This window comes from Nonomuraea fastidiosa, from assembly GCF_042751225.1.
Taxonomy (GTDB): Bacteria; Actinomycetota; Actinomycetes; order Streptosporangiales; family Streptosporangiaceae; genus Nonomuraea; species Nonomuraea fastidiosa.
The window spans coordinates 4,308,350-4,322,019 of sequence record NZ_CP170570.1 but is presented as its reverse complement, the minus strand read 5'-3'; the positions used below and the strand labels follow the sequence as shown (position 1 = coordinate 4,322,019).

Below are 13,670 nucleotides of genomic sequence, written 5' to 3'. Positions count from 1 at the left end.
TGGCGCTATGGTGCACGTAGACATGGGTGAGACCAGGAAACTCAACGGTCGCTACCGCCTGCTCAATCCGCTTGGCTCGGGCTCCCTGCGCCTTGCCTTCGACGAGGCGGAGCACCGCGACGTCGCCGTCAGGCAGTTGCGGGTGCCGCCGGAGTTGCGGGAGGCCGCCCTGTTCGAGGCGCGCAGGGCGAGCGGGCTGCACCACCCTTTCGTGGTGCGGGTGCTCGACGTGCTGATCGAGGACGGCGTGCCGTGGCTGGTCATGGAGTTCGTCTCGGGTACGTCGCTCGAACAGGTCGTGCGCTCGCACCGTCCGCTGCCCATCGCCCAGGCGGCCAGGGTGGGCGTGTGCCTGCTGTCGGCGCTGAGCGCCGCCCACGCGGCCGGCATCGTGCACGGCCGCGTGGATCCCGGCAACGTGCTGCTCACCGCGACGGGCCGGGCGGTGCTGAGCGGGTTCGGCTATCCCAGCCTGAGCATGCTGCCGTCGGCCGACCTGTGGTCGCTGGCGGCCACGCTGCACTTCGCGGTGGAGGGCCGCCCGCCCGGCCAGGTGCCCGCGGAGGGCGCCGACCCGTTCAGGTCGCTGCTGCGGGCCATGCTGCACCCGTCGGGGCCACCGCCGATGGAGGTGGTGCGCGAGACCCTGGAACGGCTGGCGGTCGATCGACCGCTGGACGTCGTGATCGAGGCGGCGGGGCCGCTGCCGCCCGCCCAGGTGGCGGCGATCGGGCTCGACGTGCTGGAGCGGCTGGCGTCGTTGGACGAGTTCCACGGCGGGGTGCAGCCGGGCAACGTGCTCATCGACGACTCCGGCAGGGCACGGCTGATGCCGTTGCCGCGGGCGGGAACGCTCCCGGCGTACTCGGCGCCCGAGGGCGCGGCGACGCAGGCGGCGGATCTGTGGTCGCTCGGCGCCACGCTCTTCGCCGCCGTCGAGGGCACGCCGCCCTCGCCCGGTGCGCCGCTGAAACACGCGGGGCCCCTGGCTCCGGTGCTGTACCGGCTGCTCAAGGGCAACCCGTTGGAACGTCCCACTGTGGACGAGCTCCGCCACGACCTGCAGAAGATCGCCGGTGCCCGCCCGTGATGCCCGTTGCGCAACGATTGAGATACATCGCGAGACGGAACCAAGCCGCCTGGTTCACACGTTGGACAGGCGACGCAGAATGTGGAAAGAGGCGGAGCGCGCGCTCCGCGTTCGGAGGGTTTCGAGGATGTCGCCAATCCAGAAGTATCTGATCGGCGCGGGCGCCGCGGTCCTGCTCTCGTGGTGGCTCCTGCCGGGATGGGTCACCCTGCTGGTCCTCCTCGGCGTGGTCGCCGCCCCGGTGGTGGGCTACTTGATGCTCGACCCGTCGCAGCGCGAGCGCCTCAAGAGGGCCCGCAGGCGGGGCATCGGCCGCTAGAGCCGGCGAGCATCGCCGTACGGCGGAGGCTCGCTTAAGGGCTCAGCTCGCCTCCGCCGCGGCCAGCTCGTTCTCCACGCGCCTGGTCACCCTGCGCTCGACGTAGAACGACAGGAACGGCACCGTGCCGCCGAGCATGACGCCCAGCAGGTACGGCCACGACCAGCGCGCCTTCATGCCCAGGTTCATGGCCGCGACGAGATAGATCATGTAGAGGCCGCCGTGGATCGGGGCGACGATCTTCGACATCGCCTCCTGGCCGAAGCCGTACCGCAGGACCATGCCGACGCAGAGCACGAGCAGCATGACGCCCACGACGTAGGCGAGCGCCCGGAAGGGCTTGAGAGCCGATTCCACCGTTAACCTTCCAGAACCATTTCAGGGGACGACGTGCGGCGGTCCCGATCGCTTCGCACCGCGTCGCGGACGAAGTGGAACCACATGAAGACGGCGAATACCGCGAAGATCCACCAGTTGGCGGCATACGCCAGGTTACGCCAGGTCAGCTCTCCTCCGACCACGGGCGGACTCACCTTGACCTGGGTGAGCGAGCCCGAAGGCGGCTGCGCGACGACGAAGCCGGTGCGGATCTTCTGCCCCTGCCACAGGTTGATCAGCTCTCCGGTGGAGACGGTCTGCACCTGACCGGGCGGCAGCCCTTCGGCGCGCCGCTGCACGCTGTCGGTGCCCTGCTGGGGACGCAGCCGCCCCGTCACCGTGACCTTGCCCTCGGGTACGGACTTGATCGCCGGGTCGTCGGCCTTGGCCGTCCAGCCGCGTACGACGGGCATCAGCGTGCCGTCGTCGAGCCTGAGCGGCGTGAGCACCCAGTAGCCGTGGTCGCGCGAGACGTTGCCGCCGGGCGCGTCGACGTCGGCCCGCCGGTCGGCGACCAGGAGCTGTCTGGCCGCCTCGTAGACGCCTTCCGCGGTGACCCTGCGGCCGACGTACTCGCCGTTCATCTGCCCGCCCACCTGGGCGAGCGTGGCGACCGGCACGGCCGCGGGGTCGGCGGTGGCGCGCGGCTTGCCGGAGTCCTGGAACACGCCGAGCTGCCAGCGCCCGAGCAGGATGAACGCGACGAGGACCCCGATGGTGAGCAGGTGCAGCCCCAGGAGACGGGGCGACAGCAGGGTCCGCAGCATGCTTCCAAGCTATCTGCCGGGCAGGGAGGTCTCGTAATCAGGATGGCCCAATCGATCCCACCAAAAGCCGCAAACGACGCAGGGGATCACGCTAGGCTGCTGCCCATGTCTGACCAGCACATCGATCCTGCGGGCAACACCCAGGCCTTCCGCGCGTTCGCGAACGCGCGCGAGCAGGAGGCCGCCGCCGAGCCGAAGAAGTCGCCGCTCGTCCCCATCATCGCAGTCGTCGCCGCCATCGTCGTCATCGGCGTCGTCGCGTTCCTGCTGCTGCAGTAGGCAGCCGACTGCATCACCCGCCGCGGAGGCCGTGGCGGGGATTCGTCGTTCCCGTACGCTGGACCCGCCGAGGGCATCCGGACCTATGTTGGATGCGCAGTCCAATAACGGACCTCCGAGAAGGGCCAGTGAGCGGACCGGGCATCGTCATCGCCGGATCCGGCTTCGCCGGGATCTGCATGGCCATCAAGCTCAAGCAAGCCGGCTACCACGACGTCGTCATCCTGGAGAAGGCCGGCGAGCTGGGCGGCACCTGGCGGGACAACACCTACCCCGGCCGCGCGTGCGGCGTGCCGTCGCACGTGTACTCGTACTCGTTCGCGCTCAACCCCTCCTGGACGCGGTTGTTCTCGCCGCAGGAGGAGATCCACCGCCATCTGCGCGAATGCGCCGCGAAGAACGGCGTCACCCCGGTCGCGTTCCCGCCCGCCGTACGCCGCCTCCTGCGCCTGCCGGCCAGGGCGCCCGGCTTCGCCGTGCATCCGCGCCTGATGAAGGCGCACAGGAGCCGGCGCTGCGCCACCCGCGCCAGGAGGCGTGGAAGGACGGCGTGCAGACCTACCTCGGCATCGTCACCGCCGGGTTCCCCAACCTGTTCTTCCTGCTCGGCCTCAACACCGGGCTCGGGCACGACTCGGTCGCCTTCACGGCGTGAACCGGACGATCTGGCCGGGCTTCACCTTCGCGTACTGGGCGCGTACGAGGAGGGTGAAACCCGGCGCCTTCCAGCTCATCCGCTGAGTCAGCGGCGCGCGGAGACCACCATCGCGCTGCCGCCGCCGCGCCTGGCCGGCTCGGCCACCGCCTGGATGCGGTCCCGCCCCAGGAACTCCAGCGCCGTGGCGGCCCCGATCTCCGGGTTCGGCTCGAACGCGTGCCCCATCGACTCCAGCTCGGCCTGATGTTCGGCCAGGAACGCGGGCTCCGCCTGGGTCTTCTCGGTGTTGCGCTGCGTGGCGCGCGGCGCGGCCAGCGCCTCGGGCAGCGTCATGCCCCAGTCGTAGCGGTTGAGCAGGATCTGCAGCACGGTCGTGATGATCGTGGAGCCGCCCGGCGAGCCGACCGCGAGCACCGGCCTGCCGTCGTCGAACACCAGCGTCGGCGCCATCGACGAGCGCGGCCGCTTGCCGGGGCCCGGCAGGTTCGGATCACCCGGCGCGGGGCCGAAGGTGAAGTCGGTCAGCTCGTTGTTGAGCAGCACGCCGCGGCCGGGCACCACGATGCCGTTGCCGCCGGTGGACTCGATGGTCAGGTTGTAGGCGACCACGTTGCCCCAGCGGTCGGCCACCACCAGGTGGGTCGTCTCCGGGCCCTCCTTGGCGACCGGGGTCGCGGTGCCGGTCGGCCGGTCGCAGCCGCCGTAGCGGCCGTCGGGGTCGCCGGGCGCGGCCGGGTGCGGCATCGCGGTCTGCCCGATCAGGCAGGCGCGCTCCTTGGCGAAGCCGTCCGACAGCAGCTCCTTGAGCGGGACGCGCGGGATGTCGCCGACGTACGCGCCGCGGTCGGCGAAGGCCAGCCGGGACGCCTCCAGGTATTCGTGCAGGCCGACCTGCGGCAGCGCCTCCAGGATGTTGAGCGCCTCGCCGACCGTGGAGCCGCCCGACGACGGCGGCGCCATGCCGTACACCTCCAGGCCCTTGTACGAGACCTTGGTCGGCTCGCGCAGCAGGGCGCGGTAGGCGCGCAGGTCGGACAGCTCCATCAGGCCCGGCCTGACGTTGCGCGTGCTGCCCGGCGTGACCGGGGGCCGCTTGACCGTGGCCACGATCTCCTTGCCGAGTCCGCCGCCGTAGAGCCAGCCGGGGCCGCGCTTGCCCAGCTCCCGGTAGGTGTTGGCCAGCTCGGGGTTTCTGAACACCGAGCCGACCGGCGGCGGGGCGCCGTTCGGCAGGTAGAGGCGGGCGGTGGAGGTGAAGTCCTTGAAGCGGTCGGCGTTGGCCGCCGTCTGGTCGTGGAAGGTCTGATCGACCACGAAGCCCTTGGTGGCCACCTCGATGGCCGGCTGGAGCGCCTGCTTGAGCGAGAGCGTGCCGAACTTGCGCAGCGCCAGATCCCAGTTCGCCACCGTGCCCGGCACGCCCGCCGACAGGCCGCTGGTGACGGCCTCGTCGAACGGGATGCCCTCCAGCGACGTGCTGGTCATCTTGCGCGGCGCGGTCTCCCGGCCATCGATGGTGAAGACCTTACGCTTCCTGGCGTCGTAGTAGACCATGAAGCCGCCGCCGGCCAGGCCGGCCGAGTACGGCTCGGTGACGCCCAGCACGGCGCCCGCCACCACGGCCGCGTCCATCGCGTTGCCGCCCTTTTTGAGCACGGAGATCGCGGCCTTGGTGGCGTCGTGGTCGACGGTCGCCACGGCGCCGCCGTATCCCTCGGCCACGGGCATCTTGCGCTGGTCGTGCCGCTGCTGGGCGGCCTGTGGCCGGGGTTCTTGGGGGGTGGATTGTGCCGCCGCCGCGGGCGCGGACGCGAGCGACACGAGGACTGCTGCTGCGGAAATGATCGCACGGCGCATGTTTCCCACGATGACCCAGCTACGCCCGTTGTGGTAGAGGCCGGTCACACATCAGGGTGATGCGCTGGTCAGAAGCTTGACTTAGCGTGGTTCCGTGCGTAGCAAGTCCGGCTTCGACCCCTATCTCGCGCTGATCGTGGCCGTGGCCCAGACGGTGATCGCCCGGGGCGCCTCCTGGGGCAGGCCGGCTGGCGGGAGCCGCTCGACGTCCGCGCCTTCGCGCTACTCGCGGTCGGGCCGGTGATGGTGCTGCTGCACCGCCGCTTCCCGCTGCTCACCACCGTCGGCGCGCTGGCCGCGAGCAACCTGTTCCTCCACTTCGGCTACGCCTACGGGCCCGCCTTCATCAGCCCGGCCGTGCTGCTGTTCCTCCTGGTCGTACGGGGGCGGCGGGCGCTCGGCTGGGCGATGGCCGGGGTGGCGGTGCTGTCGTACCTCGGCTACGCCTGGTCGATCGGCAACGTCGACTTCTTCCACAGCGTGTGGGTGCTCACCTCGAACACGCTGCTGATGGTCGTGGCCGAGCTGGTCAGGATCGCAAGCGAGCGCCGGCGCGAACGCGAGCGCACCGCCGAGGAGGAGGCCAGGCGGCAGGCCAGCGAGGAACGCCTGACGATGGCGCAGGAGCTGCACGACGTGCTCGCGCACAACATCTCGCTCATCCACGTCCAGGCCAGCACCGCGCTCCACCTCATCGACGACAACCCCGAGCAGGCCCGCACCGCGCTCGCCACCATCAAGACCGCCTCCAAGGAGGTGCTGGGCGAGATGCGCTCGGTGCTGAACGTGCTGCGCGAAGGCGCGCCCCGCTCCCCCACCGCCCACCTCGACCGGCTGGACGAGCTGATCGAGCGCTCCGGGCAGCGGGTGACGCTCGAACGCAACGGCTCCCGGCCGCTGCCGCCGCAGGTGGAGCGGGCGGCGTACCGGATCGTGCAGGAGTCGCTCACCAACGCCGGCAGATATGCGCCCGGCGGCGACGTGCGCGTCCTCCTCGACTTCGGCGAGGACGAACTGCTCATCCGGGTCACCGACACCGGCGCGACCGGGCCCGCCCCGCTGGCCGACGAGGGCAGCGGCAACGGCATCCCCGGCATGCGCGAACGCGCCTCCGCGCTCGGCGGCACCCTCGTCGCAGGCCCGCACGGCGACGGATTCCAGGTCGAGGCCAGGCTGCCCCTACCCAAGGAGAGTTCATGATCAAGGTGCTGCTCGCGGACGACCAGGCACTGGTCCGCGCGGGTTTCAAGGCGCTGCTCGACGCGCAGCCGGACATGACCGTGGTGGCCGAGGCGTCCGACGGCGCGGAGGCCGTCCGGCTGGCGGCACAGCACCGGCCGGACGTCGTGCTCATGGACATCCGCATGCCCGGCATGGACGGGCTCACCGCCACCCGGCAGATGCCCGAGGGCCCGCGCATCATCATCCTCACCACGTTCGAGCTGGACGAGTACGTCTTCGAGGCGCTGCGCGGCGGCGCCAGCGGCTTCCTGGTCAAGGACACCGAGCCCGCCGAGCTGATCCAGGCCGTCAGGGTGGTGGCGGCCGGAGACGCGCTGCTGTCGCCGAGCGTGACGCGCAGGCTCATCGCCGAGTACGCATCGCGCGCCAAGGAACCCGTCGCCGCCGCCGGTCTCGACCAGCTCACCGAGCGCGAACGCGAGGTGCTCGCCCTCGTCGGCACCGGGATGACGAACGACGAGATCGCGGCCAAGCTGTTCATGTCGCCCGCGACGGCCAAGACCCACGTGAGCCGGGCCATGATGAAGCTGCACGCCCGCGACAGGGCCCAGCTCGTGGTGATCGCATACGAGTCGGGCCTGGTCAAGCCGGGCTGGCTGTGACGATTCAGGCGTGACGATTCAGGCGTGACGATTCAGGCGGGCTGGACAGCGGAGGTGCGGCCGAACCAGTGCTCCGCCGCCGCCCAGGTCGAGCAGCACGGGCCGGGCCTCGTGCATCAGCTCGGCCACCCGCCGCCCGCCGTGCAGCGCCAGGTCGGGCACGAACCGCCCCGCCAGCGGATGCGCGTCCGCGCCTGGGACGGCCGGATAGCGGACGCCCGCGTCGTGCAGCAGGGCGGCCAGGTGGCGTGCTGCCGCTCGCTCTCGTAGGTGTCCAGCACCTCCTCGCTCACCCGCCCGCGCAGCCTGCCCGCGAGCTTCCAGGCGAGGTTGGCGGCGTCGGTCATGCCGACGTTGAGCGCCGACCCGCCGGCAGGGAACAGGTGAGCCGCGTCGCCCGCCAGGAACACCCGGCCGCTGCGGTGCCGCTCGGCGCCGTTCGTGGCGCATTCGACGCGGTTCCTCATCGAGGCTCGCAAGCCCATCTCGCCGGCCGAATAGCCGATATCGGCCCGCGGCCTACCCCTCTCGTCGTACGCGGGCCGCGCCCGCGCACTCCCCCGGGCGCAGCCCGGACAGAGCCCGGCGTCCGATTCGCCGGAGCCTCCTTCGCAGGACGCTTGAGTCACGACGTTCGAAGGAGGAGAACATGCACACCATCGCCATGTGGGCACCGCACTGGGGCCCCGCCGCGGGTTTCTGGCCGATCTTCCCCATCGCCTGGGGCCTGCTCTGGGTGGCGCTCATCGCGCTGGCCGTCGTCGGGTTCCGCAAGGGCTGGTGGGGGCCGCGACGCGCGGGAGGCAGGCCACCGTTCGCGCCGGCCGAGCCGCCGACGGCGGCCGCGGAGCGGATCCTCGCCGAGAGGTACGCTCGCGGTGAGATGACGGACGACGAGTACTTCGAAAAGATGTCCGTTCTCCGCGGCGGCGCCTCATAAACATCACTTTGGGTGCAACAACTGTCACTGGCCGCATTCATGGAGTCGCGTTACGTTTCGTATACGGCTACATCGAAAGTGGGGACAAGAATGCAGTCCATCGCCAAGTTCTGCGGCCAGTGCAGCTGCGGTTGCCCCGAGCTGTTCGTCGATCACACGGCGCCCGAGGAACGCCAGGTGATCATCGTCGACGACTTCGGGCAGCGCGTGGAGATGAGCCTCGACCAGTTCAGTTCGATCGTCGAGGCCGCCAAGAGCGGGTCTCTGGACAGCCTGGCGCTCGTACCCTGAGCGCGCAGGCCCTCACCCTGCTGGCCGGCGGGGCCGCCGCCGGTCTGCTCGCGGGTACCGCCACCTGTACGGCGGCGCAGGGCGGGCTGCTCATCGGGCTCGCCGACGGCCGCCGCGGGCGTGATCCCGCGCTGGTGGGCTGGTTCCTCGCCGGACGGCTGGCCTCACACACCGCGGCGGGGGCACTGCTCGGGCTGCTCGGTTCGGCCGTCAGCCTGCCGCCTCAGGCGAGAGCGGTGCTGCTCGTCGCGGCGGGCGTCACCGTCGTGGTCTTCGCCGTACGGCTGATCAGGCGGGGGCGCGCGACCTGTGAGGACCACGCGGCGGGAACGGATTCCGCGGGCCGCTCCGAGGCGAGGGCGGAGCACACGGCCTGCGCGGATCCGGCGGCATGCGCGGCCCACGCCGAGAGCCGGCAGCCCGGCGAAGGTCAAAGGCAGGCCATCTCCCGGTGGCGAGCCCCGTTGCTGGGCGCGGCCACCATTCTCGTGCCCTGCGGGGTCACGCTCGGCATGGAGATGGTCGCGATCTCCAGCGGCTCGCCGCTGGCGGGGGCCGCGGTGATGGCGGGGTTCGTGGCGGGCACCGCGCCGGCGTTCGCGCTGCTCGGGTACGTGCTGCGGCGCATCTCCAGGACCCGCCTGGCGAGGGCGGCCGGGGTGGTGGCGCTCGCCGCCGGGCTGTGGACGGCCGGGTCGGGCATCAGCCTCGGCGGCTGGCTGGCCGCCCCGGCGCCCGCCGAGGCCAGGCCGCACGGCCCCGCGCCGACGTCGGTGACCGTGTGGGCCACCCGCGACGGTTACCGGCCCGCCATGGTCGACCTCCGTGCGAACACCGAGGTCGAGGTGGTCTTCGAGGTGCTGGATCGCGGCTGCACGGACACGGTCGTGATCGACGGGCGTGACGTGGCGCTGCCCGCCACCGTACGCCTGCCGCCCCGCCCTGCCGGCACGCTGCGCTACGTCTGCGGGATGGGCATGTACGCGGGCTTCATCAACTTCTCGTGAAGCATGTGGCGATTACGGTTCGCGATCGGGTGATCACGTGCCACTCTGTCGCCATGGCCTGGCGAGGAGAGGTTGCGGTGCCGGCGCCGCGTGCAGGAGACGAACCCGAGCTGCTGGCCGCCGCGCAGGCGGGTGACGCGCGCGCCGCGCACCGGCTGGGCAAGCTCTACGCCCAGCACGGCGAGCGGGCGGCGGCCAAGCACTGGTGGGAGCGCGCCGCCGCGGGCGGCAACGTCGACAGCGCGTACAACCTGGGTATCTGGCACGAGAAGCACGGCAGCCTGGAGGAGGCCGTCACCTGGTACGAGGCGGCGGCGAGCACCGGCGACGCCGAGGCGGCGACCAACCTGGCGACGCTGCTGCTGGAGCAGCGGGGCGACCCCGAGGCGGCCAGGAAGTGGTTCGAGATCGCGGCGGCGGCCGGGTCGCGGGCGGCGGCCAGGCGGCTGGCGCTGATGTGCGAGGAGTCGGGCGAGCTGGGCACGGCCCGCGAGTGGCATCGCAGGGCGGCGGCGGACGGCGACGTGGCCTCGGCCCATGACCTGGGGTTCCTGGCCTACTGCGCGGGCGACGACGCCGAGACCCTGCACTGGTGGGAGTGCGCGGCCAGGGGCGGCCACGCCGAGTCGGCGTACTGCCTGGGCCTCTTCCTCGACGCGACCCGCGACCCCGAGGGCGCCGAGGCGTACTACCGGCTGGCCGCCAAGAGCGAGCATCCGGGCGCGGCGTCGCGGCTGGGCGGGGTGGCGCTGTCGCGGGGCGACCTGCGTACGGCGCGTGGCTGGTTCGAGCAGGCGGCGGCCGCCGGGCGGGCCTGCGACCAGCGGATGGCCGGGTTCGTCTGCGTGGAGCTCGGCGACACGGCGGCGGCCAGCCACTGGTTCGGCCGGGCGGCGGCGAGCGGCGACCCGGAGGCCGCCTACAACTACGGGCTGCTGCTGATCGCCGAGTTCGGCGACTTCGCGGGCGGCCGCCACTTCTTCCGCCAGGCCGCGCAGGCGGGACATCACGAGGCCGCCGTCGAGCTGGGCGGCCTGCTGTCGGCGGCGGGCGAGCACGGCGAGGCGCAGATCTGGCTGTCCGACCCGCCGCCGCCCGCGTGGGCGCGCCCGGCCGAGCCGGAGCTGACGGCCAGGGCGGAGCTGGCCGCCGCGGCGATCGCGCGCGGGGGCGGTGTGCCGCCGTCGGTGGCCGACATGGTCGAGGTGCTGAGCACGTGGGACGTCGTCACCCGGCCGCTGCACGACCACTCCGACGTGGTGGCCTGGCTGGTGGCGCGCAGCGGCGTGCATCTCAGCGCGGTCGAGCACCTGGCGTCGGTGCGCGGCACGCTGCTGCGTCCGGGCAGCGCGCCGTGGCCGGGTCAGGGCGAGCTGCAGCACGTCCTGACCACGGCCCGCGACCTGCGCCGCCGCCTCGGCGTCCGGTGACGCTCTAGAGGACTTCGGAGACCGGCGTGTACGGCAGGCCGAGCGCCTGCGCCACGGGCTCGTTCGTGAGCAGCCCGCCGTAGGTGTTGAGGCCGCCGGCCAGCGCGGGGTCGCTCTTGAGCGCGTCGCGCCAGCCCAGGTTGGCCAGCTTGACCGCGTACGGCAGCGTCGCGTTGGTCAGCGCGTACGTCGAGGTGTTGGCCACGGAACCGGGCATGTTGGCCACGCAGTAGAAGATCGACTCGTGCACCTTGTACGTCGGGTCGGCGTGCGTGGTGGGCCGGGAGTCCTCGAAGCAGCCGCCCTGGTCGATGGCGATGTCCACCAGCACGGAGCCGGGCTTCATGCGGGAGACCAGGTCGTTGGAGACCAGCGTCGGGGCCTTGGCGCCGGGGATGAGCACCGCCCCGATGACGAGGTCGGCCTGCAGGACCTCCTGCTCGATCGCGTACGAGGTGGACACCAGCGTCTTGAGCCTGCCCTGGTAGATCGCGTCGATCTGGCGCAGCCGGTCGATGTTGGTGTCGAGCACGGTGACGTCGGCGCCCATGCCGACGGCGACCTGCGCGGCGTTCAGGCCGGAGACACCGCCGCCGATGATGACGACCTTCGCGGGGGCCACGCCGGGCACGCCGCCGGGCAGGATGCCCCTGCCGCCGTTGAAGCGCATCAGGTTGTACGCGCCCACCTGCGGCGCGAGCCGCCCGGCGACCTCGGACATGGGCGCGAGCAGCGGCAGCGAGTTGCCCACCTGCACGGTCTCGTACGCGATGCCGGTCGTGCGCGCGGCGAGCAGCGCGTCGGTGCACGGCTTGGAGGCGGCCAGGTGCAGGTAGGTGAACAGGACCAGGCCCTCGCGCAGCCGGTGGTACTCCTCCTCGATGGGCTCCTTCACCTTGAGCACCATGTCCGCCTCGGCCCACACGGCGTCCGCGGAGTCGACGATCTTGGCGCCCGCGGCCAGGTACTCCTCGTCGGTGATCTGCGAGCCCAGGCCGGCGCCTCGCTGTACGGTGACGTCGTGCCCGTTGCGCACCAGCTCGTGTACGCCTGACGGGGTGGCGGCGACACGGTATTCGTGGTTTTTGACCTCGGCTGGGACGCCGATCTTCATTGCGGTGGGTCCTTTCGGGAACCGGCACGCCGTCGTGCCGGGTTGGAGGGTGTCAAAGCCGTGCCCACGCCTCGGTGAGCACGCCGCGCAGGATCTCGCCGATCTCGGCGAACTCCTTCGGCCCGGCGATCAGGGGCGGCGCGAGCTGGATGACGGGGTCGCCGCGGTCGTCGGCCCGGCAGTAAAGGCCGGCGTCGAACAACGCCTTGGACAGAAAGCCGCGCAGCAGCCGCTCGGATTCGGCGGCGTCGAACGTCTGCTTCGTGGCCTTGTCCTTGACCAGCTCGATGCCCCAGAAGTAGCCGGAGCCGCGCACGTCTCCGACGATCGGCAGGTCGCGCAGGTCGTCGAGGGTCTGGCGGAAGAGCGGCTCGTTGGCGCTGACGTGGCCGAGCAGGTCTTCGCGTTCGAAGATGTCGAGGTTGGCCAGCGCGACGGCGGCGGAGACGGGGTGCCCGCCGAAGGTGTAGCCGTGGGGGAACATGGTGTCGCCGTTCTTGAACGGCTCGAACAGCCGCTCGTGCGCGATCATGGCCCCGATCGGGGAGTAGCCGCTGGTCAAGCCCTTGGCGCAGGTGATGATGTCGGGCACGTAGTCGAACTTCTGGCCGCCGAACATGGTCCCGAGCCGGCCGAAGGCGCAGATGACCTCGTCGGAGACGAGCAGCACGTCGTACTCGTCGCAGATCTCGCGCAGCCGCTGGAAGTAGCCGGGCGGGGGCGGGAAGCAGCCGCCGGCGTTCTGCACGGGCTCGGCGAAGACGGCGGCCACCGTGTCGGGGCCCTCCATCTCGATGGCGCGGGCCACCCGGTCGGCGGCCCACTGTCCGTACTGTTCGGGGGTCATGCCGGGGACGCCGGTGATCTCGTCGGCGCGGTAGTGGTTGGTGTTGGGCACCCGGATCGAGCCCGGCACCAGCGGCTCGAACATCTGCTTGAACGCCGGGATGCCGGTGATGGACAGCGCGCCCTGCGGGGTGCCGTGGTAGGCGATCTGCCGGCTGATGACTTTGTGCTTGAGCGGCTTGCCGATGAGTTTGAAGTACTGTTTGGCGAGCTTCCAGGCGGTCTCGACCGCCTCGCCGCCGCCGGTGGTGAAGAAGACCCGGTTCAGCTCGCCGGGGGTGAGGGCGGCCAGGCGCTGGGCCAGCTCGGCGGCCTTGGGGTGCGCGTAGGACCACAGCGGGAAGAACGCGAGCTCCTGAGCCTGCTTGGCGGCGGCCTCGGCCAGCTCCTGCCGGCCGTGACCCACCTGGACCACGAACAGCCCCGCCAGGCCGTCGAGGTAACGCTTGCCGTGGATGTCGTAGACGTAGGACCCCTCGCCACGCACGATGGTCGGGATCTCGGACTGCTCGTAGGCGCTGTGTCGGGTGAAGTGCAACCACAGGTGGTCCTGAGCGGCTTTCAGGACGTCGAGTTCCGGCTGCGTCATGGTTATCGTCCCTCGTGTCTCAACTCCCCACAGTCTGCACGTTCACCTGCGGAGTTGCCAAGCGAATCGGTCGCAGCAATATGCAAGAAAATCGGGATCCGCAGAACCCATATGTAACGGCGACGAAATCCGCAGGTACATTAGCCCGCGGGCCCGCAGCCGCGCCCGTGCCGTTTCCGCAGCACAGGAGCGGTTGTGGTCCAATGAGACCCGAACTGCCGTGAGCGCCCGTAGACGGGCGCGACTGACGAGAACGACCCC

At 71.3% G+C, this 13,670-nt stretch carries 18 protein-coding genes and 1 pseudogene; 11 read left to right on the top strand and 8 right to left on the bottom strand.

All coding sequences use genetic code 11. The features are described 5' to 3' along the window. The first annotated feature begins 22 nt into the window (after positions 1-22). Positions 23-1,090: a protein kinase gene (locus ACFMQL_RS19940; RefSeq protein WP_364060459.1), complete on the top strand. Its 1,068-nt coding sequence runs from the start codon at positions 23-25 to the stop codon at positions 1,088-1,090. A 127-nt stretch (positions 1,091-1,217) separates the two neighbouring features. Beyond that, on the top strand, positions 1,218-1,409 hold the full coding sequence (locus tag ACFMQL_RS19935; protein WP_364060456.1) for a hypothetical protein: 192 nt from the start codon (positions 1,218-1,220) through the stop codon (positions 1,407-1,409). A gap of 42 nt (positions 1,410-1,451) precedes the next feature. On the opposite strand, the gene ACFMQL_RS19930 is transcribed toward ACFMQL_RS19935, so the two are convergent. Both ACFMQL_RS19930 and ACFMQL_RS19925 read right to left on the bottom strand, forming a co-directional pair. Beyond that, positions 1,452-1,766 carry a DUF3817 domain-containing protein gene (locus ACFMQL_RS19930; protein ID WP_364060453.1) on the bottom strand — a complete coding sequence of 105 codons (315 nt, stop codon included), beginning with the start codon at positions 1,764-1,766 and terminating at the stop codon, positions 1,452-1,454. Positions 1,767-1,768: 2 nt separating this feature from the next. Next, positions 1,769-2,554, bottom strand: coding sequence for an SURF1 family protein (locus ACFMQL_RS19925; protein ID WP_364060451.1), 786 nt, complete (start codon positions 2,552-2,554; stop codon positions 1,769-1,771). Between the two features lie 105 nt (positions 2,555-2,659). On the opposite strand from ACFMQL_RS19925, the gene ACFMQL_RS19920 reads away from it, so the two are divergent. Then, positions 2,660-2,833, top strand: a complete 174-nt coding sequence (locus tag ACFMQL_RS19920) for a hypothetical protein (protein WP_364060449.1) — start codon at positions 2,660-2,662, stop codon at positions 2,831-2,833. 92 nt (positions 2,834-2,925) lie between these two features. Further along, positions 2,926-3,123, top strand: a pseudogene (locus tag ACFMQL_RS19915) (NAD(P)-binding protein); the annotation flags it as partial. Here ACFMQL_RS19915 and ACFMQL_RS19910 read toward each other — a convergent pair. Together ACFMQL_RS19910 and ggt are read right to left on the bottom strand one after the other, a co-directional pair. Beyond that, positions 3,102-3,356 carry a hypothetical protein gene (locus tag ACFMQL_RS19910; RefSeq protein WP_378790282.1) on the bottom strand — a complete coding sequence of 85 codons (255 nt, stop codon included), beginning with the start codon at positions 3,354-3,356 and terminating at the stop codon, positions 3,102-3,104. The pseudogene ACFMQL_RS19915 and the gene ACFMQL_RS19910 sit on opposite strands and share 22 nt — an antisense overlap. Positions 3,357-3,575: 219 nt before the next feature. Then, positions 3,576-5,348 carry a gamma-glutamyltransferase gene (gene ggt / locus ACFMQL_RS19905; protein ID WP_378786422.1) on the bottom strand — a complete coding sequence of 591 codons (1,773 nt, stop codon included), beginning with the start codon at positions 5,346-5,348 and terminating at the stop codon, positions 3,576-3,578. A 94-nt stretch (positions 5,349-5,442) separates the two neighbouring features. Here ggt and ACFMQL_RS19900 point away from each other — a divergent pair, with 94 nt between their 5' ends. From ACFMQL_RS19900 to ACFMQL_RS19890, 3 genes are read left to right on the top strand one after another with little or no spacing between them, the layout of a single operon-like run. Next, positions 5,443-5,592, top strand: coding sequence for a hypothetical protein (locus ACFMQL_RS19900; RefSeq protein WP_378786421.1), 150 nt, complete (start codon positions 5,443-5,445; stop codon positions 5,590-5,592). Further along, the gene (locus tag ACFMQL_RS19895) at positions 5,592-6,548 is read left to right on the top strand and encodes a sensor histidine kinase (RefSeq protein ID WP_378790184.1); all 957 of its coding nucleotides are present in this window, start codon (positions 5,592-5,594) and stop codon (positions 6,546-6,548) included. Before ACFMQL_RS19900 ends, ACFMQL_RS19895 begins: the two co-directional genes overlap by 1 nt. After that, positions 6,545-7,192 carry a response regulator transcription factor gene (locus ACFMQL_RS19890; RefSeq protein WP_364060440.1) on the top strand — a complete coding sequence of 216 codons (648 nt, stop codon included), beginning with the start codon at positions 6,545-6,547 and terminating at the stop codon, positions 7,190-7,192. The genes ACFMQL_RS19895 and ACFMQL_RS19890 overlap by 4 nt, the downstream gene beginning before the upstream one ends. Positions 7,193-7,210: 18 nt before the next feature. Here ACFMQL_RS19890 and ACFMQL_RS19885 read toward each other — a convergent pair whose 3' ends face one another. Together ACFMQL_RS19885 and ACFMQL_RS19880 are read right to left on the bottom strand one after the other, a co-directional pair. After that, complete coding sequence (locus ACFMQL_RS19885) at positions 7,211-7,321, bottom strand: hypothetical protein (RefSeq protein ID WP_364060437.1); 111 nt, start codon at positions 7,319-7,321, stop codon at positions 7,211-7,213. Further along, a complete protein-coding gene (locus ACFMQL_RS19880) occupies positions 7,309-7,659 on the bottom strand; it encodes an FAD-dependent monooxygenase (protein ID WP_364060434.1) in 351 nt (116 codons plus the stop codon). Before ACFMQL_RS19880 ends, ACFMQL_RS19885 begins: the two co-directional genes overlap by 13 nt. 182 nt (positions 7,660-7,841) lie before the next feature. Here ACFMQL_RS19880 and ACFMQL_RS19875 point away from each other — a divergent pair, with 182 nt between their 5' ends. The 4 genes from ACFMQL_RS19875 to ACFMQL_RS19860 all read left to right on the top strand — a co-directional run bounded on the left by ACFMQL_RS19875 (position 7,842) and on the right by ACFMQL_RS19860 (position 10,860). Next, the gene (locus ACFMQL_RS19875; RefSeq protein ID WP_364060431.1) at positions 7,842-8,132 is read left to right on the top strand and encodes an SHOCT domain-containing protein; all 291 of its coding nucleotides are present in this window, start codon (positions 7,842-7,844) and stop codon (positions 8,130-8,132) included. A gap of 90 nt (positions 8,133-8,222) precedes the next feature. Then, positions 8,223-8,423 (top strand): hypothetical protein, encoded by a 201-nt coding sequence (locus tag ACFMQL_RS19870; protein ID WP_364060428.1) that lies wholly within the window; start codon positions 8,223-8,225, stop codon positions 8,421-8,423. Next, complete coding sequence (locus tag ACFMQL_RS19865; RefSeq protein ID WP_364061367.1) at positions 8,420-9,430, top strand: sulfite exporter TauE/SafE family protein; 1,011 nt, start codon at positions 8,420-8,422, stop codon at positions 9,428-9,430. Before ACFMQL_RS19870 ends, ACFMQL_RS19865 begins: the two co-directional genes overlap by 4 nt. A 77-nt stretch (positions 9,431-9,507) precedes the next feature. Beyond that, entirely contained in the window at positions 9,508-10,860 is a 1,353-nt protein-coding gene (locus tag ACFMQL_RS19860; protein WP_364060425.1) for a tetratricopeptide repeat protein, read from the top strand. Between the two features lie 4 nt (positions 10,861-10,864). On the opposite strand, the gene ald is transcribed toward ACFMQL_RS19860, so the two are convergent. Together ald and ACFMQL_RS19850 are read right to left on the bottom strand one after the other, a co-directional pair. Then, on the bottom strand, positions 10,865-11,974 hold the full coding sequence (gene ald / locus ACFMQL_RS19855) for an alanine dehydrogenase (protein ID WP_364060422.1): 1,110 nt from the start codon (positions 11,972-11,974) through the stop codon (positions 10,865-10,867). Between the two features lie 52 nt (positions 11,975-12,026). Next, positions 12,027-13,409 (bottom strand): aspartate aminotransferase family protein, encoded by a 1,383-nt coding sequence (locus tag ACFMQL_RS19850; protein ID WP_378786417.1) that lies wholly within the window; start codon positions 13,407-13,409, stop codon positions 12,027-12,029. Positions 13,410-13,670: the final 261 nt, after the last annotated feature.